This is a genomic window from Paenibacillus sp. 1_12 (assembly GCF_900114475.1).
Taxonomy (GTDB): domain Bacteria; phylum Bacillota; class Bacilli; order Paenibacillales; family NBRC-103111; genus Paenibacillus_S.
In genome coordinates this window covers 173789-190952 of the sequence record NZ_FOTE01000009.1, presented here as the reverse complement: position 1 = coordinate 190952, position 17164 = coordinate 173789, and the positions used below count along the sequence as shown (strand labels likewise).

Below are 17164 nucleotides of genomic sequence, written 5' to 3'. Positions count from 1 at the left end.
AATAGTAGAAGAATTCCTTCCATAATATCAATATTATAGTATTATAGAAAGCTTCAAAACTTAGCATTCATTGTCTGGAGGGTAAAATTATGAAGTTTACGGATGGTTATTGGCAAATCAGAGAAGGCGTGGAAGCGCATTACGCGGTAGAGGTTCGCGATATACGTACAGATGCAGATTCGGTTACCGTATATGCGGCGGATAAAAAGGTTCAACGCAAGGGGGACACTCTGAATAGCCCTTTATTGACGCTGCGTTACAGCTCACCGATCCCGGACGTCATTCGTGTACAAATGGTGCACCACAAAGGCAAGGCCGCTAAGGGACCTGCATTTGAACTGCAAACTGGGGAGGCGAACGTGCTGCTGGAGCATAATGAGCAGGGAGCCAGCCTGACCAGCGGCAAACTCAAAGTGAATATTTCCCGTACCGACACATGGAAAATCGATTTCGATTATGCGGGCAAACGCTTAACAGGAAGCGGAAACCGAACTTCCGCTTACATACGGACACCGGATAAACGCGCTTATGTGCGTGAGCAGCTTGATTTGGGCATTGGGGAATATATTTATGGATTGGGTGAGAGGTTCACTCCATTTGTTAAAAATGGCCAGACGGTCGATATCTGGAACGAGGATGGAGGCACAAGCAGCGAGCAGGCATATAAAAATATCCCTTTCTATTTGTCCAATCGAGGCTACGGCGTATTCGTCAACCATCCCGAAAAGGTGTCATTCGAGGTGGCATCGGAAAATGTGTCCAAGGTGCAGTTCAGTGTGGAGGGAGAGTCGCTTGACTATTTTATTATCGGCGGCGATTCACTCAAAGATGTGCTGAACAAATATACGACCTTGACTGGCAAACCTGCGTTACCGCCAGCCTGGACATTTGGGCTATGGCTGACGACTTCTTTTACGACTAGCTATGACGAGGAGACGGTGAATCATTTTATCGATGGGATGATGGAGCGAGAGGTTCCTCTGCATGTGTTCCATTTTGACTGCTTCTGGATGAAGGAGTACCAATGGTGCGATTTTGAATGGGACCCGGACGTATTTCCTGATCCAGAGGGAATGCTGAAGCGTTTGAAAAGCAAGGGTCTCAAAATCTGTGCATGGATCAATCCGTATATCGCGCAAAAATCGGTTCTGTTCGATGAAGGGATGGAGCACGGCTATCTGGTGAAGACGAAGGAAGGAGACGTCTGGCAGTGGGATAAATGGCAGGCGGGCATGGGACTGGTTGATTTTACGAATCCTGCTGCGGTGAAATGGTATCAAGGCAAGCTGAAAAGGCTTGTGGATATGGGCGTAGACAGCTTCAAAACTGATTTTGGCGAGCGGATTCCGACGGATGTTGTTTATTATGACGGTTCTGATCCGATGAAAATGCATAATTATTATACGCAGCTGTACAACAAAGCAACCTTCGAGCTGCTGGAGGAGACATTGGGTAAGCATGAAGCAGCAGTATTTGCCCGTTCAGCTACAGCGGGCGGTCAGCAGTTCCCAGTTCATTGGGGCGGTGATTGCTCTGCAAATTATGCATCGATGGCGGAGACATTACGCGGCGGTCTTTCTTTGGGGTTATGCGGCTTCGGCTTTTGGAGTCATGACATCAGCGGCTTTGAAAAAACAGCGGCACCTGATGTGTACAAACGCTGGGTTGCATTCGGGCTGCTGTCTTCACACAGCCGTCTTCACGGTAATGAATCGTATCGGGTGCCTTGGCTGTTTGGGGATGAGGCGGTGGATGTGCTGCGCCATTTTACCCAGCTCAAATGCAGCTTAATGCCGTATTTATATAGTGCATCAGTGGAAGCGACAGTTAATGGACTACCTGTAATGCGTGCGATGGTGCTCGAATTTCCCGAGGACCCTTCAGCGCATCCACTCGATCTGCAATACATGCTGGGAGAATCCTTGTTGGTCGCGCCGATTTTTAATGAAACGGGTGCTGCATCCTATTATGTGCCGCAGGGAACTTGGACGAATTATTGGACTGGAGAGAAGGTGGAAGGCGGCAGATGGATCCGAGATCAACATGATTATTTCAGTTTGCCTTTGTTGGTCAGACCAAACAGTCTGATCGCGGTCGGAAGCAACCATTTACGTCCTGATTATGATTATGCCGATCATGTCGTTGTGCATGCATTCGAGCTTCAGGATCAGAACGCGGCAGAAGCAGCCATTTACAGCACGAAGGGTGAATTAGAGCTGACCGTTAGGGTGGAACGTAAGGGCTTAACGATTCATGTGCAGGCTACAAGCAGTGACAAGGCAACTATGACGACGACTGATTCTGCTAAGCCATGGAGTCTCATCTTGCGGGGAATTACTGAGGCTGCAAGCGTGCAGGGTGCGGACTGGGAAGCTGCAGAACAAGGCATTCGCTTAAATATGGCTTCAGGTGAAGCATCAGCTATTACTGTACAGTTAAAAGCATAAACAAGCAGCCAGTCGAATATGTATTTGTATGTAGGATAACAACAGCGCCGTTAATCAGGAAATGATTCCTGGCTAACGGCGCTGTTTACTAACACGATGGTTATATGTTTATACCGTACTCACTGAGGTTAAGCCTGCTTACGTCCCATGGAACGCATGATCAAGCTAACAATGAATACGAGCACGATCGCACCAATAAGCGCGGGTAATAGAGCAAAACCACCCATGACAGGTCCCCAGCTTCCCAGCAGCAAACCACCCAGCCATGCGCCAACGAAACCTGCAATAATATTTCCAATGATACCACCTGGAATATCTCTACCCATGATGAGACCTGCTAACCAACCGATAATACCACCAACAATTAATGACCATAAGAAGCTCATATTGTATTCCTCCTTTAGTGTGTGAAGCTTGACTTGCTTGTTTACTTGCTTGTTTTTTATTAACCTATCCAGATTGGTCTGAAACTATAAGCTGTCAGGCAAATTTTATCGTATGAGACATAAAATCGGTTTAATATGATGGAATTGTGGGTAGTTCACACGATAATTTTCACAAATGTGATATGATTATAGGGATAAGCATGAACCTTAACGTAGGCTATAAAACAGTAGTACACAGGCTGACAAATTTAAAAAAATAGGTTGATGTGGTGCGGCTTTGGAGTATCCAAAGTTCTAAGAAATAGTTTGCCTGAAAAGGCTCATCTGGTAGTATCCAACAAAGGGAGCGGATTGCATGATTCTGGAAGTGGCCATATTGCAAGTAAAACCGGGTCTAAGCAACGAATTTGAAAGTGAGTTTAGAAAGGCATCCCGAATTATCTCCAGAATGAGAGGCTACATCAGCCATGAATTGCAAAAATGTGTGGAAACGGACAATAAATATATATTGCTGGTCAAGTGGGAAACACTGAAGGATCATACCGTCGGCTTTCGAAGCTCGCCGGAGTACTTAGAATGGAAGGCATTGCTGCATCACTTCTACGATCCATTCCCAGTGGTTGAGCATTATATTGATATTCCGCTCGGCTTGAATGAAGAACCGAATTGACCCTAAATAATTGATAATTGAATTATATAAGATGAACCAGATATCCGGACAGTAGGAATACACTGCAAAAGCAGACCCTTCTTCTAATCGCTGTTGCAGTCAGCTTCTTTGTATTTTTACCTCTATAGGGGGTAAGAATCCGTCTGCAAAGGCGAACACTTCGTTTCTTCAGAAGGTTCAACTTTCTCCGCATGGGCTGTAGGTTTCTTCGGTTCATTTTATATTGATTTTGATTGAGCTGATGAATTTGAAAATGAATGGAGCGAGGCTGGTTGTCGAAGTATCATGAGATCTTTATTGAACTAATATCTAATAATGTTGAAATGATGAATGATTTATCAATCGTCCGGTCGCTTGAGCTGCCTCATGGGCACATAGCCGCGGGATATGTTCGTAATTATATTTGGGATTACTTACATGGTTACTCTGCGCGAACGCCGCTGAATGATATCGATGTGATTTATTACAATAAGGACGAGTTGGATGAAGAGATCGAGAAAAAGCTGGAGCAGCAGCTTAGACAAGCAACAGGAAATCAGCTCTGGTCAGTCAAGAATCAGGCCCGCATGCATATTCAGAATGGAGACAAGCCCTATCAATCGGTTGAGGATGCAATTAGCTATTGGCCTGAAACGGCAACGGCTGTTGCCATTTCGCTTGCGGCAGACAATTGTCTTACCTACGTGTGCCCGCATGGCTTGGACGATATGTTTGAATGCAGAGTAAGGCAAAGCCCATTGTTCAAGGATGAAGCTTATTATCAAAAGAGAGTGCGCAGCAAACAATGGGAAGACTTATGGCCGAAGCTTACGCTTATCGGGCTATGACGGAGAAGCTGCATAAGGAGGGCACGATGATCGAACCCAATGATATCTTTTCCCGATTAAATGAGCTGGTCGTTCGTGTCACCGATGTTGATCACTTTCGCAGTTCCGAACCATGGTGTCTTCAACCGGAGATCCTTTCCATGCATCAGGTCGTTTTTATGCATAGAGGATCTGCTATTTTCGATAGGGATGGGAATAGCAGCCGGCTGGGTCCGGGGCATTTGTTGTTTTTGGCAAAAGGACAGAAGGTGCAGGCTGCATCTGTTTCCGGAGAACCCTTGGTTATGTACACGATCTCTTTCAGCTACCAATCCCCCATCCGAAAGACAGAGAAGGGTCACCTGTATCGAAAGGAAGGCATGGTTTTTCCATTGAATGGTGACTTCTATATTCATAGCCAGCCCAAGCTGCTCCATTTATGCGAGCAGCTTCTCGACAGCATGAGCGAGTCAGAGCAGGGCCGCAGGCAGTATCGCCAAACTTGTCTTTTGCACGAGCTGCTGTACCTGGCTGCATCTGAAATTGAAGCCGGAGATGAACAGCAGCTGACGGCTGTGGAACGGACAGTTGAGTACTTGAATCATAATTATATGCTGTCTATACAGCTGGATGATCTATCGCGGCTTGCAGGCTTCAGTTCCAGCTATTATTCCCGTTTGTTCAAGAAGCTCAAGGGAATCAGTCCATTCGCTTATATGACAAAGCTGCGCATGAAACGGGCGAAGGAGCTGCTGATGCTTTCTCAGGGCTCGCTTACCGAGATTTCAAAGCATTTGGGGTACAGTGAGGAAGCATATTTTAGTCGTGTATTCAAGAAAGAGACTGGTTATTCACCTGCCTATTTTGTAAGGCTGCACCGCCAGAAAATTGTGAATATGAAGGGGACCTTTAATGGTGATTTGGTAGCACTCGGTGTGATCCCTTATGCATCGGTGCGGGTAGGAACCAAGGGAGGACCTTCTTTTGAAGGAAAGCTGGATGAGGTAACTCGAATATCTGCGGATGGAAAGGCATGCAAGGATGCCTTAATTGATCTGCAGCCGGATATCATTGTGTGCGACTCCCAGTGGGCCAAGTACAATAAAGATGCATTCCAGATAGCACCGACCGCAGTTATACCTTATTGGGATATTCCATGGCGAGAGCGGCTGTATCGGATTGCGGAGCTGGTGGGCAAGCGGAAGGAAGCGAAGGAGTGGCTTCAAGATTACGACAGACAAGCAGCTCTAGTCAGCCGAACGCTCAAAAGCCTCATAGGGGAAGCAACGGTCATCATTCTCAGAATTGTATGTGGGAAGCTGAGACTATATGGAGTTGAAAGGAATATCGGCAGTGTACTCTATCAGGATCTGAAACTCAATGCCCCAGCAGAAGTGAAAGAGATCAAGTGGAGACGGACGATATCGCTAGAGTTGCTGAGCCAATTAAACGCTGACTATATATTGTTGATGGTATCCTCCCATAAAGCCGATCAGAAGCTGCTGAGCAAGCTGCGAGCGAGTCAGGAATGGAATCATTTGTCCGCGGTACAGCGAAAGCAATGTTATGAGATCGATCTCTATCCGTGGATCGATTACTCGGCGCAAAGTCATAAACTGATCATTGATGCGACAATCGGATTATTTGTGAAGTCTTGATGTCAGAATTGTCCAAGCTATTGAGCAAAATAGTTCATAGATTATTTGCGGCACCCCAGATATAATTTTATAGCGAGCCAATGCGGAATGCTGTTGATAATGATATTCATTATCTGCATAAGCTTTGTTTGTTACAGATGATATTTATATAGGGGGAGTACTACTTGTTTACTATGAGAAAGTCATTATTGGTTGTAGGTATTGTTGGAGTTATGAGCGCATTCGCGCTGTCTGGATGTGGTTCGACTCCAGCAGCAGGTACAAATAAAGAGAATACAGGAGCAGCAGCAGGCAGCTCTGCCAATACGAATCAAGCAGCAAGCCCGGCAGTGAGTCCGTCTTCAGCGGAAAAAACAATCAAGCATGTATGGGGAGAAACAAAATTTAAAGAGGTTCCCCAAAAAATAGTCGTTCTCGATTTTGCCTATATCGATATGGTGACCGCACTTGAAGTGAAGCCAGTGGCTTCAGTAGGTATTGGCGACTCCGGTTTTCCTGAATATCTGAATGGAAAATTCAGTCAGCAAAATGTAGCGAATGCTGGTCAGGCGAAGCAGCCCAACCTGGAAATCATTAAATCCGTAAAACCTGATCTAATTATTGCAAGCCCGAATCGTCATGAGATGATCAAAAAACAGCTTGCAGAGATTGCTCCGACCGTTGCATTGGACGACGGCAGCTATCAGTCGATTCTGTCCAACTTTACTTCTCTAGCTGATGTGCTGGGTAAGAAGGAGCAAGCGGACAAGGTTGTGAAAAGCATTGAAGGCAAAATTAAAACCGGTAAGGAAAAATTGACGAATAAGCCAAGTGTGCTCGTTGTAGGCGCGTTTGAGGATGATTCGACCGTTTGGCTCAAAACCTCCTTCATCGGTTCGCTGCTGAGTGAGGTAGGCACTAATTATTTGTTTGAGGGCAAAAAGGATTTGTCTGCTGCAGAAAGCAAAACGGATATTGCCAAGATCAATCTGGAGCGGTTGAACGAATACAATCCGGACTACTTGTTTCTATACGGAGAGCCGAAGAAATGGGACAACAATCCACTGTTTAAAAACTTAAAAGCCGTTAAAGAGAAAAAAGCACTCGAGGTGAGCCGCGATCTATGGTCCAAAGGACGCGGACCACTAGCTGCTGAGCTTATTCTTGATCAAGCCGTACAAACCATGGCAGGTGGAAAATAAGATCAGGGGGTAGTTCACTGTGAATCGGCTGCAATCTAGCATGAAGGGACGGACAATGTCTGTCCCTTTTCTGTGTATCGGATTAATGACCCTGATGCTGGCTGTTGGCGTGATTGCGCTCACAGCAGGTGTCAAAGGATTGGGTTGGCATAATCTCTCAGAATTGATGAGTCTGGAGCCGACCAATCTGCTGGTATATAAGGTTTGGTATGTCAGACTGCCGCGTGCCGTGCTGGCAGTCATTGTGGGGGGCGGGCTTGCTGTTGCCGGGTGTCTGCTGCAAGGCATAACCCGAAATCCATTGTCAGACCCTGAGATTATGGGGATTAATCAGGGGGCTGTGTTTTTTGTCGTGGCGTCCCTAGCCTGGTTTGGCTTGAAGGATGTAACCATTACGATTCTGATAGCGGCCTTCTTGGGTGCAGCCGTAGGTGGCAGCATCGTATATGGCTTGTCACAGGTTTCCGGCTACACGGCTATACGTCTGCTGCTGGCAGGAGTGTCCGTCTCGTTGTTCATGGGCGCGTTAACGACAGGACTTATTATTTTGCATGATGACCGCTTGTCGGAAATTTTGTATTGGATGGCGGGCAAGCTGTCGGGGACGAACTGGACGGATGTACAGTTAAGCGGTATTAGCATCATTCCGGCTATGATCGCCAGTCTATTTCTGGCCAATCAATTTAATATATTCGTGCTCGGGGAGGATGCTGCCCGAGGGCTTGGACAGCATATTGTCTGGGTGCGCCGTGCGGCATTTATTCTTGTTATTGTGCTTGTCGGGGGAGCGGTAGCCTTGTGCGGGCCGATAGGATTCGTCGGTTTGATGATACCTCATATCGTCAGGGCGTGGGTAGGAACGGATTATCGCATATTAATCCCGATCTCGGCGCTAACAGGCGCTTATCTGCTGCTGGTGGCTGACACCGCTGGGCAGTGGATACTGTACCCTACCGATACACCGGTTGGCATTATTACGGCGCTGCTGGGTACCCCGTTTTTTCTGTATTTGATGCGCCGCAAAAGGGAGGAGGGTTAAATGCTGAAGCTGAATCCTATGCGGAGATTTATAATCACAATGATCGTGGGCTGCTTGCTCCTGCTGATCTTTGCTGTATTATCTTTACGTCTTGGTGCGGTAGAAATTCCATTCGAGCAGTTAGTGGAGGAACTTGTAGCACATACTGGGATTGTATACGATTATCGGATGCCCCGACTGCTCATTGCGATGCTGATCGGTATCAATATGTCATTGTCCGGGTCAATCCTGCAAGGAGTCGCACGGAATCCGTTGGCAGCACCGGATTTAATGGGGATTACAGCGGGTGGTGGTCTTGTAACCGTGCTGATGATTTTAGCTGTTCCGAATTATTCGGCTGCTTCCTTGCCGCTGTTCGCTTTTACGGGGGCTGTCTGTGCCAGTTTGTTAGTGTACGGCTTAGCTTATAAAAAGGGGATTCGTCCAGAACGCCTCATCCTCTGCGGAGTAGCCGTTAGCGGCGGTCTGCATGCTTTGATAACGCTGCTTGTCGTCAAATTTGCCCCGTCAGCGGCTCAGGCGCTGATCTGGCTAAAAGGAAGTCTGTATGCTCGTTCCTGGGAGCACGTGGAAATAATATGGCCGTGGACGGTCATTGGCGTGATATTGGCGCTGTTAAGCAGCCGCCATTTGAACACTTTGCTGCTAAGTGAAGAGACTGTTCGCGGTTTAGGTATGCGTATCGAAACTGCACGGCTGTTCTTGATAGCCGTTGCTGTAGCTTTGGCGGCAAGTGTAGTTGCCGTCGCTGGGGCTATCGGCTTTATCGGATTGATTATCCCTCATCTGGCTCGGCTATTGGTAGGTTCGAATTTTCGGTACGTCTTGCCGGTCTCTGCCGTGCTTGGGGCTGTATTGGTGAGCGCGGCCGATACGGTCGGACGCATTATTATGCCTCCTGTAGAAATTCCGGTCGGGATTATGATATCTTTGATTGGAGCACCGTATTTCCTGTATTTGCTGCTTCGCAGGAAGAAGAGGGTTTAGCGATATAAGCTGCCTGCAGGGGCTACATTGACGGTCGGATGAGAGGAGCGAACCCATGATGCAACGAACACTGGTGATCAGCGATATTCATGGATGCTACGAGCCATTTAATCAGCTTTTGGATCTGATGAACTACCAGCCCAAGGTGGACCAATTAATTTTGCTTGGGGACTATGTGGATCGGGGTCCTCACAGCAAAGAGGTAGTGGAACAGATTAGGAAGATGGTACAGGAAGATGGGGTTATCGCCTTGCGGGGAAACCACGATCAGCGTTTCATCGATATCGTCCGTACTGACGATCATCTGATCAGCTCCAAATTTATTGACCATGGCGGCAAACAGACGATGATGAGCTATTTGAATATAGACACCATCGAGTATGCCATGATTCATGAAGAGCTCGAAGCGTTCAAGCAGCTTGTTCGCAATGAGTATGCAGCTCATATTGCATTCCTTAACAGCTTGCCTTATTATCACGAGACTGCTGCTCATATTTTTGTTCATGCCGGACTTGACCCCAAATATGTGGATTGGCGGGAGCAGCCAACTAGAGAATTTATGTATATCAAGGAACCCTTTTACAAAAACAAAACGGTTGTCAATCAAGTTGTTGTATTTGGACATACGAAAACGGTCGATCTGCAAGGAACGCCGGATATATGGTTTGGCGGCGACAAGATTGGTGTAGACGGCGGCTGTGCGTTCGGCATGCAGCTGAATGGGTTGGAGATTACCGATACCGACACATACCGCACATTCAAGGCTCTCGCCTGAAATTTCGGTTAATAAGTCTCTGCCTGTGCGAGAACGAGTTCAAGAGGGGAACGATGGACAAGATCGATACTATCATACTAGTAAAAGCAGGTAGATGATAATGAGAAAAAGTGTGCTGTTCGGCTAATTCTGTCTTCGCTGCTCATAGTAGGTTCGGTCATATCGAGTATTGCAGGGTACTATTACTTTACAACGAATCGGGTTGGACCGGTTGGTGACGGCCAGTTTCATTTTGCCTCTATCCGCACGTTCGTGTTTCTAGGTGTTGGTGGTGTGCTGTCGTTGTCAGGTTTTTTGATTCAAGCCTACAAGGACTGGAAGCTGAAGAAACATGAATAGCCCTTCATTATTCCTTTCCTCCGTGCGGCTTCGAGGCGACTCCTTTAAACTTGAAGTCGGAGGGAGGACGGCCAAACTGCTCTTTAAACTGTCGGCTGAACAAATAAATGTTGCCGTAGCCGAGCGCCTCCGCGACCTGAGACACATTCATCGACGTTTCCTGCAGCAGGTGGAGCGCCCGCTCCAACCGTGCCTCGGTCATGTAATGCTTCAAGGACATCCCCATATTTCGCTTAAACAACTTGTTCAAATATTCAGGGGACATGCTGACTTGGTCAGCCAGCTCTTGATGAGTGATCCGGTAACCGGGCACATCCTTGATAAGGGCAACGACTCGCGAAATCAGTTGTCCATGTTTATCCTCCCTTATTCGTGTTTCCGGTACATTCGCTTGTTGACGGAGCAGTTGAAACCATAGCTGTTTCATAATCAGATCAAACTCTAATTCTTTCCACGCGAATTGACGTTCTTCCAGCTCCATAATCCGATTCAGCATCGTTTCAAAAGCATACGTTTCCGTTATAACGGTATGCCGTTCTGGTATATATGCATGGCTCGCATCACCCACATTAGAGTATTCAGCTTGAAAATGAATAAAAATCACCTGCAGCCGATCTTCGGATAGCTGCGTCGCCTGGGGACTGTCGCCGGGACGAACGAGAAAGCAGCTGCCTTTGCGAATTGGATACGCTTGTCCTTGTATGTGCATTTCGCCTCTTCCTGAGAGCGCATACCATAAATCGAAATCAGGCAAAGGCGGCGGGTTCCAGTTCCAGCCTTCCTCACAGCGAGCTTTACCGCTATTGCCAGATGGGGTGAAAATAATTTGTGCTTGAAGTTTATGGATATCCATGGAAGCTCCGCCATCCCGTCCAAGGTTCATTGTTAATCACTCTATATCTATTATAGCAAAATTGATGGGGAAATGGCTGCTTATAGCAGGTCGCGTCACAAGTCTTTCCGGACGAAATGCCGAGCTGCAGGGAGATGGCGACGATTTAAGATTACATCAAAAAAAGCCTTCAAAACCACGTCTATAGTGTGATTTTGGAGGCTTTGAAGTAGAATCTACTTAACACTCGGCTTTTGTCATCTCATTCGTAAACCAGCGCTTGTATTCCTTCGGAGACATCTTAACGGCTGCTTCAGGCGCATAATGAAATTGCACGGAGCGTCTGCGTTTCTCCGAGAAGTTAGGCGGAGTACCGTGAAGCGTCATCCCATGGAATATAAGAACGCCTCCTGGTGCAAGTGGAACAATGACATCCTGCTCGACTCGAACGCTGGTGTCGCACACCTGCCAATCACGGACGGCATAATGGGGTACCGGACCTTCCATATGAGAGCGCGGGATCACGTGCATACAGCCGTTGTCTGCTTCGGCAGGGTCTAGCGCAATCCATACGCCAATGACCGGTTTCTCATAGGTCAGATTGCCATAGGCCATATCTTGATGCCATGGCTTCTCGGCACCTCCATACGGCGGTTTCAATATCCCCTGCTGCTGCACAAGCTTAGGGGTGTCAGTGAACAAACTACCCAGCAGTTGCAACATGCCTTCATGATAGGCAAGGTAATGCAGCCGTGGATCATGCTCGACAAAACGTTCGATTTTGCGAATCGCCAGTTCCTTCTCAAAATCATTTTTCAGTTGATCACGCGGCTTGACGAACTGCAGCTGGGGTCCCTTAACACGCTCCATAATAATGTCCATGATCGCTTCGAGCGACGTATTGACTTCTTCCTGTGTGAAAACGTTATCAACAACCATATAACCTTGTCGCCAGAAATCGGCAATGTCGGCCTCGGTTACATTAGCAAGCGAATCAATATGATTCGTGGCTGGATTGTCATAGCGGTACATGGTGGCATTGATGCGTTCAGCGAGCGCGACTTCGTCCTCTGTTGCGTAATTATAAAGCGCGGGTACAGTTTCCATGTCGATCACCTCTTGTTTGGTTTTGATAGTTGTATCTTACCACCTGCGCATGTCCGCTTTGAATGCATTGAAGCTGTTAATCTTTATACTGAAACGGACAAATGTAAAAACCAGTTCGAAAGTCAACAAGGAAATGGTCGATGGGCACCGAAACCACTCCGCTATCATCCTCTGGGCGATACTGAATGAATGAAACGATTAACGATCCAAATGATAAACAGCCCTAATCCTGTATAACCTGTAACCTTTTGAATGATTTTCTTATAGGAAATAATCAAAAGGTTATTTAGTATGAAGAACGTGCAGACGGATCCTATGGTTATGTATATTTCCGGATGATTTGCTTGAAGATAAGCAAAGCCGATTGACCCTATCGGAAACATGAGATCAATCGAAAAGGCGGAATCCATTTGAACCATTCGAAAAAACTCGAACTTGCTGCCGTTGCCTCCATTCCGATTATTATGACACTGGCCAATTCCATGCTAATCCCCCTGCTGCCCATCATGGAGAAGAAACTCGGTATTTCCTCCGTCCAATCGAGTTTAATTATTACCGTGTATGCAGCAATTGCGATAATATGCATTCCTATTGCCGGTTATTTGTCCGATCGCTTCGGGCGTAAAAAAATTATAATACCGAGCCTGATTCTCGCAGCGATCGGAGGAGGTATATCCGGACTAGGTGCTTGGTTAATGAGTGGCATGGGAGCTTACACAGTCATATTGGCGGGAAGATTCGTGCAGGGGATTGGAGCCGCGGGCGCTTTTCCTATCGTGATTCCGCTCGTGGGGGACATGTTCAAAAGTGAGGAGGAGGTTACAAGCGGACTCGGGATCGTAGAGACCTCTAATACATTCGGGAAGGTGCTTAGTCCCATACTTGGCTCTGCGCTGGCTCTGCTAGTGTGGTTTCTGCCTTTTCTGATTATTCCCTTCTTCTGTCTGATCTCCATTTTGGCTGTAGCTTTTCTGATTAAGGTACCCGCCAATAAACAAAGTGAGAAGGTCACTCTAAAAAGCTTTGTCTCTTCAATCAAGCAAATTCTGCAGCAAAAGGGTCGTTGGTTGTATGCCATATTTGGCATTGGCGGGATCGGTATGTTTTTTTTGTTTGGCTTTTTTTTTTACCTGTCCACCATACTTGAAGAGCAATACCAGATTGATGGAATACGAAAAGGACTGCTGCTCGCAATTCCGCTGACAGCCGTCTGCTTATTTTCCTATGTGACCGGTAAGTTAGTCGGTGAGGACAAGCCGCGGATGAAATGGTTTACGTTCATAGGTCTCGTTATTGTGGCTGCGTCTATGATCGTTTGCGGGCTCGTACCCACCAAAGCATTGCTGCTGCTGCTCTCCTTGCTGTTCGCCGCTGGACTTGGTATTGGGGCGGCTTTGCCCTGCCTGGATGCCTTAATTACGGAGGGCATTGACAAAAAGCAGCGCGGCACGATTACCTCTCTGTATAGCAGCATGCGATTTATTGGCGTTGCGGCTGGTCCCCCGGTCACCTCTCTGCTTCTGGGTAAAGAGTCCTTGTTGTTTTATACCTTTGCCGCTATTGCAGGAGTGGGTGGGTTGTGCGCGCTGCTTGCGATTAAGCCGGAATCAGCAAAATAAACGCAGCTGCTTAGTACTGTTTGTGACGACATGTACTAAAATATTGGAATTTAGAATCAGAGGACAGACGAATTATCACATTCGACCTGTCCTTTTTTTGTTAAAATCAAGGTTTTTGCTACTGTAACGTGTACTGCATGAACTCAACCACCAGCTTCCCAAGCTGAATGCCAGATTGCGACTTTTTCTATTGAACTTCACTTCTATAGAAAGGAACATGCTGGTTTAGGTCAGGTCAATCGTGGTAATCATGAACAAAGAGAACCTAAACCGCAGAATGAAGGAGTGAAATCAAATGAATGCTGATCACCCAACCGCCGGAAGCAAAATCCCGGATTCTTCTCAATCGTATTGGATCGATTCTGCTACTCCGAGCTCATTCCCGCCACTTGACGAGAATATGGATGTGGATTATGCCATAGTAGGCGCCGGAATAACGGGTATTACGCTTGCCTATCTGTTAGCCGAAAAAGGACATCGTGTGGGTTTATTCGAAGCTAATCAGATTATCCACGGGACAACAGGTAATACGACAGCCAAAATTACCGTGCAGCATGATCTTATCTACGATGAATTAATTACAAATTTCGGTGAGGATCAAGCTCGTCTATACTACAAAGCCAATAACGAGGCGATGAAGTTCATTCAGCGTACGGCGGCCGAGCTGCATATCGATTGTGAATGGTCGGAAGAGGATACTTATCTATATGCCCAGAGCACCGAATCGGCAAATAAACTGGAGCTGGAGCGTAAGGCTTACGAGAAGCTGGGGATACCTGGAGAAATGATCCAGAGCATTCCGCTTCCAATCGAGGTCCGTGCTGCCCTCAAGCTGTCTGGACAAGCGCAATTTCATCCCGTGAAATTTGTGAATGGGTTGCTCGACCGTTTTGTTAAAGCAGGGGGCAAAGTATACGAACATACCAGAATTGATGGGAAAGTAGAGCAAGGAGATCGTTTGAAAATATGGACGATGGATGGCAAGCAGATTACATGCCGGCATGTCATTGCCAGCTCCCACTATCCGTTCTATGACGGCAGCGGGTTCTATTTTACACGTCTCCACGCCGAGCGCTCTTATATTATTGCCGTGAAGCCGGTTACCGATTATCTGGGTGGAATGTATCTGAGTGTAGACGAGCCAAAGCGCTCCTTAAGATCGGTAATCATCAATGGAGAGAAGATGGTTTTGATCGGTGGGGAAACGCATAAAACCGGACAAGGGGATGCTACATACGAGTATTACAAGAAACTCGAACAGTTTGCAGAGAAGACTTTGGGAATTCAAGAAATTCCGTACCGATGGTCTGCACAGGATTGGCTGACGCTGGACAAGGTTCCTTATATCGGTCCCATCACAGCAAATCATTCCAACGTATGGGTAGCTACCGGCTATAAAAAATGGGGCATGACAACGGGCATAGCGGCTGCGTTGCTGCTGAAAGACCAGCTCTTAGGAGAAGAGAATCCATACACTGAGCTGTATACGCCTTCTCGGTTCAAAGCAGATCCCGGAATTAAAAACTTGATCGTAGAAAATTTTGATGTGGCCAAGCATTTGATCGGAGGCAAGCTGGAATCGGTGTCGAGGAAGGTGGATACGCTCGGTCTGGATGAAGGCTCAGTTGTTCTCTTCAACGGAAAACGTGCCGGTGCCTATAGAGACGCAAGTGGTGAGCTACATCTGGTAGATACGACCTGTACCCATATGGGCTGCGAGGTTGAATGGAACAACGGGGAGAGGACCTGGGATTGTCCCTGCCATGGCTCACGTTTTGATTATAACGGCAAGGTGATTGAAGGCCCAGCCTTACAATCTCTGCTAACCATAAATCATGATGAATAAGGAAGAGGAAGCAACGGGAATGAATTTAAGAACGAACTGAACATTGACAGAAAAGCGATGAAATAAAAATGGAGAGCCCACTTTGAGTCGGTTCTCCATTTTATTTGTCGTGGCCTTATATGGCTCGTACACGATTGTTCCTTGGATGGTGTTCAACCTCTGCAAGTCCCAATTGTTCCAACAGAGGAGGTATGTACATGCCAAATCGACCACGTAACCCTTTTTTTAAGCCGTACCACCCACCGACTGGATTTTCTGGTGAACGACCCCAAGCTTCAATTGTTCCTTCTTTTGCTGGTTTCTGCTCATCAGCACTGCCTAGTTCCATCCAGTCACCATGCTGTTGGAGCATGGCATATAAGTCATCAACACAGCGATAGTCATAATGCAAAACCGTTTTACCTACAGTGCAAACTAAAATGGCTTTACCATCCTTGTCATCCTTGTACATTTCATATTCAGATGTTTGGGGAGGCGTTTTTAATTGCCAAGGATTTTCTTTGGTTCCCTTTTCTATCGACATTTCTTTTCTCCTTTGGTCTGGTGCGTACAAATCTCTATTTGCGTGCTTGCACAGGAACGGCGTTAAAGTACTCCTCCAAAGTTAAATTTTTCTGTGTCAGCTCCTTAGACAGCTGGATTCCTACGTAACGCAAATGCCAGGGTTCATATTGGTAGCCAGTAATGGCTTCTTTACCGTCGGGATAACGAATGATGAATCCATACTCAGCGGCATGGCTATCGAGCCATTTCGCTTCTTTGGTAACGGCAAAGCAATTTTGCGCGGCGCACTTGCCATCGCTGCCCGATACGTCAATCGCAAGCCCGGTCTCATGCTCGCTGTGGCCGGGTACGGCGCTGTAGGTTTTAGCTTTTTCTTCTCCGTCCTGCTTCACATAGTTGTTATATAACGTTTTTTGTGTTGCATAGGATCTGTAAGCGGAAACGCCAGCTAAATTGATTCCGCTTTTTTTGGCGCCCTCAAACAAGTTTTCCAAAGCTGCAGCGGCTTCCTTCCGCATTTTGCGTTTATCGATTTGTTCTTTGAACGTAAAAGGTACATTCGGATAAACCAAATCCTTCGGCTCGTAGCTGTCTGGCAGTGCCTGCTGTTTATTGACGAGCACTGTGATGCTTTCCGGATTGGTCGCAACCGGTTTTATACCGGGTTTGGACGGAGCAGGGTCCGTGGCTTTACCGGTACTGCTTGTACTCGTACCTGCATTGCTGGACGGAGAGCCTGTTTGGTTAGCATTTTGTGCAGCGGTCTGATTACCTGTTAGGTTACCCGCTTGAGCACCATTCTGCGTATTAGGCTGATTGGCTGTATTAGCAGCAGGTGATGATTGAACCGCCGGAGTCTTGGGTTCTTCGCCACATCCACTGAATACAGATAAAGCTACCGTCAGGCATAATACTGTGAGTAAAGGCTTAATTATCATAGGGATCTCCTTGCTGAATAAAAATGGAAA

The 17164-nt window shown here is 46.9% G+C and carries 15 protein-coding genes; 10 read left to right on the top strand and 5 right to left on the bottom strand.

The features are described 5' to 3' along the window. Nucleotides 1-89 precede the first annotated feature (89 nt). Nucleotides 90-2447 (top strand): alpha-xylosidase, encoded by a 2358-nt coding sequence (gene yicI, locus BM210_RS20415; RefSeq protein WP_091172812.1) that lies wholly within the window; start codon nt 90-92, stop codon nt 2445-2447. A 128-nt stretch (nt 2448-2575) separates the two neighbouring features. Here the strand turns inward: yicI and BM210_RS20410 are convergent, their stop codons facing one another. Continuing rightward, the gene (locus tag BM210_RS20410; protein WP_091172809.1) at nt 2576-2833 is read right to left on the bottom strand and encodes a GlsB/YeaQ/YmgE family stress response membrane protein; all 258 of its coding nucleotides are present in this window, start codon (nt 2831-2833) and stop codon (nt 2576-2578) included. Nucleotides 2834-3188: 355 nt separating this feature from the next. Between BM210_RS20410 and BM210_RS20405 the strand changes: the two genes are divergently transcribed. The 7 genes from BM210_RS20405 (at nt 3189) to BM210_RS20375 (ending at nt 9949) form a co-directional block, all read left to right on the top strand. Beyond that, entirely contained in the window at nt 3189-3503 is a 315-nt protein-coding gene (locus BM210_RS20405; protein ID WP_091172808.1) for an antibiotic biosynthesis monooxygenase family protein, read from the top strand. A gap of 323 nt (nt 3504-3826) precedes the next feature. Beyond that, entirely contained in the window at nt 3827-4330 is a 504-nt protein-coding gene (locus BM210_RS20400) for a nucleotidyltransferase family protein (RefSeq protein WP_256223880.1), read from the top strand. Next, complete coding sequence (locus BM210_RS20395) at nt 4300-5967, top strand: AraC family transcriptional regulator (RefSeq protein ID WP_218184954.1); 1668 nt, start codon at nt 4300-4302, stop codon at nt 5965-5967. The genes BM210_RS20400 and BM210_RS20395 overlap by 31 nt, the downstream gene beginning before the upstream one ends. 173 nt (nt 5968-6140) lie before the next feature. After that, the gene (locus BM210_RS20390) at nt 6141-7148 is read left to right on the top strand and encodes an ABC transporter substrate-binding protein (protein ID WP_256223879.1); all 1008 of its coding nucleotides are present in this window, start codon (nt 6141-6143) and stop codon (nt 7146-7148) included. A 19-nt stretch (nt 7149-7167) separates the two neighbouring features. Next, nucleotides 7168-8187, top strand: a complete 1020-nt coding sequence (locus BM210_RS20385) for a FecCD family ABC transporter permease (protein WP_256223868.1) — start codon at nt 7168-7170, stop codon at nt 8185-8187. Beyond that, nucleotides 8188-9174 carry a FecCD family ABC transporter permease gene (locus BM210_RS20380; protein ID WP_091172799.1) on the top strand — a complete coding sequence of 329 codons (987 nt, stop codon included), beginning with the start codon at nt 8188-8190 and terminating at the stop codon, nt 9172-9174. It begins immediately after the preceding gene. A 55-nt stretch (nt 9175-9229) separates the two neighbouring features. Beyond that, on the top strand, nt 9230-9949 hold the full coding sequence (locus BM210_RS20375; RefSeq protein ID WP_371263510.1) for a metallophosphoesterase family protein: 720 nt from the start codon (nt 9230-9232) through the stop codon (nt 9947-9949). Between the two features lie 346 nt (nt 9950-10295). On the opposite strand, the gene BM210_RS20370 is transcribed toward BM210_RS20375, so the two are convergent. Then, nucleotides 10296-11141 carry an AraC family transcriptional regulator gene (locus tag BM210_RS20370; protein ID WP_177237917.1) on the bottom strand — a complete coding sequence of 282 codons (846 nt, stop codon included), beginning with the start codon at nt 11139-11141 and terminating at the stop codon, nt 10296-10298. A 219-nt stretch (nt 11142-11360) separates the two neighbouring features. Next, entirely contained in the window at nt 11361-12227 is an 867-nt protein-coding gene (locus tag BM210_RS20365) for a phytanoyl-CoA dioxygenase family protein (protein WP_091172795.1), read from the bottom strand. 410 nt (nt 12228-12637) lie between these two features. Here BM210_RS20365 and BM210_RS20355 point away from each other — a divergent pair, with 410 nt between their 5' ends. Together BM210_RS20355 and BM210_RS20350 are read left to right on the top strand one after the other, a co-directional pair. Further along, nucleotides 12638-13846: an MFS transporter gene (locus tag BM210_RS20355; protein ID WP_256223866.1), complete on the top strand. Its 1209-nt coding sequence runs from the start codon at nt 12638-12640 to the stop codon at nt 13844-13846. 295 nt (nt 13847-14141) lie between these two features. Beyond that, complete coding sequence (locus tag BM210_RS20350) at nt 14142-15692, top strand: FAD-dependent oxidoreductase (RefSeq protein ID WP_091172791.1); 1551 nt, start codon at nt 14142-14144, stop codon at nt 15690-15692. 115 nt (nt 15693-15807) lie between these two features. On the opposite strand, the gene BM210_RS20345 is transcribed toward BM210_RS20350, so the two are convergent. Together BM210_RS20345 and BM210_RS20340 are read right to left on the bottom strand one after the other, a co-directional pair. Then, complete coding sequence (locus BM210_RS20345; protein ID WP_091172788.1) at nt 15808-16215, bottom strand: DUF6855 family protein; 408 nt, start codon at nt 16213-16215, stop codon at nt 15808-15810. Nucleotides 16216-16249: 34 nt separating this feature from the next. Continuing rightward, nucleotides 16250-17134 carry a M15 family metallopeptidase gene (locus BM210_RS20340; protein WP_091172787.1) on the bottom strand — a complete coding sequence of 295 codons (885 nt, stop codon included), beginning with the start codon at nt 17132-17134 and terminating at the stop codon, nt 16250-16252. Nucleotides 17135-17164 lie beyond the last annotated feature (30 nt).

Coding starts and splice junctions, on each gene's coding strand:
- yicI (WP_091172812.1), top strand. CDS start 90: ATGAAGTTTACGGATGGTTATTGGCAAATCAGAGAAGGCGTGGAAGCG.
- BM210_RS20410 (WP_091172809.1), bottom strand. CDS start 2,833: ATGAGCTTCTTATGGTCATTAATTGTTGGTGGTATTATCGGTTGGTTA.
- BM210_RS20405 (WP_091172808.1), top strand. CDS start 3,189: ATGATTCTGGAAGTGGCCATATTGCAAGTAAAACCGGGTCTAAGCAAC.
- BM210_RS20400 (WP_256223880.1), top strand. CDS start 3,827: ATGATGAATGATTTATCAATCGTCCGGTCGCTTGAGCTGCCTCATGGG.
- BM210_RS20395 (WP_218184954.1), top strand. CDS start 4,300: ATGGCCGAAGCTTACGCTTATCGGGCTATGACGGAGAAGCTGCATAAG.
- BM210_RS20390 (WP_256223879.1), top strand. CDS start 6,141: ATGAGAAAGTCATTATTGGTTGTAGGTATTGTTGGAGTTATGAGCGCA.
- BM210_RS20380 (WP_091172799.1), top strand. CDS start 8,188: ATGCTGAAGCTGAATCCTATGCGGAGATTTATAATCACAATGATCGTG.
- BM210_RS20375 (WP_371263510.1), top strand. CDS start 9,230: ATGATGCAACGAACACTGGTGATCAGCGATATTCATGGATGCTACGAG.
- BM210_RS20370 (WP_177237917.1), bottom strand. CDS start 11,141: ATGGATATCCATAAACTTCAAGCACAAATTATTTTCACCCCATCTGGC.
- BM210_RS20365 (WP_091172795.1), bottom strand. CDS start 12,227: ATGGAAACTGTACCCGCGCTTTATAATTACGCAACAGAGGACGAAGTC.
- BM210_RS20350 (WP_091172791.1), top strand. CDS start 14,142: ATGAATGCTGATCACCCAACCGCCGGAAGCAAAATCCCGGATTCTTCT.
- BM210_RS20345 (WP_091172788.1), bottom strand. CDS start 16,215: ATGTCGATAGAAAAGGGAACCAAAGAAAATCCTTGGCAATTAAAAACG.
- BM210_RS20340 (WP_091172787.1), bottom strand. CDS start 17,134: ATGATAATTAAGCCTTTACTCACAGTATTATGCCTGACGGTAGCTTTA.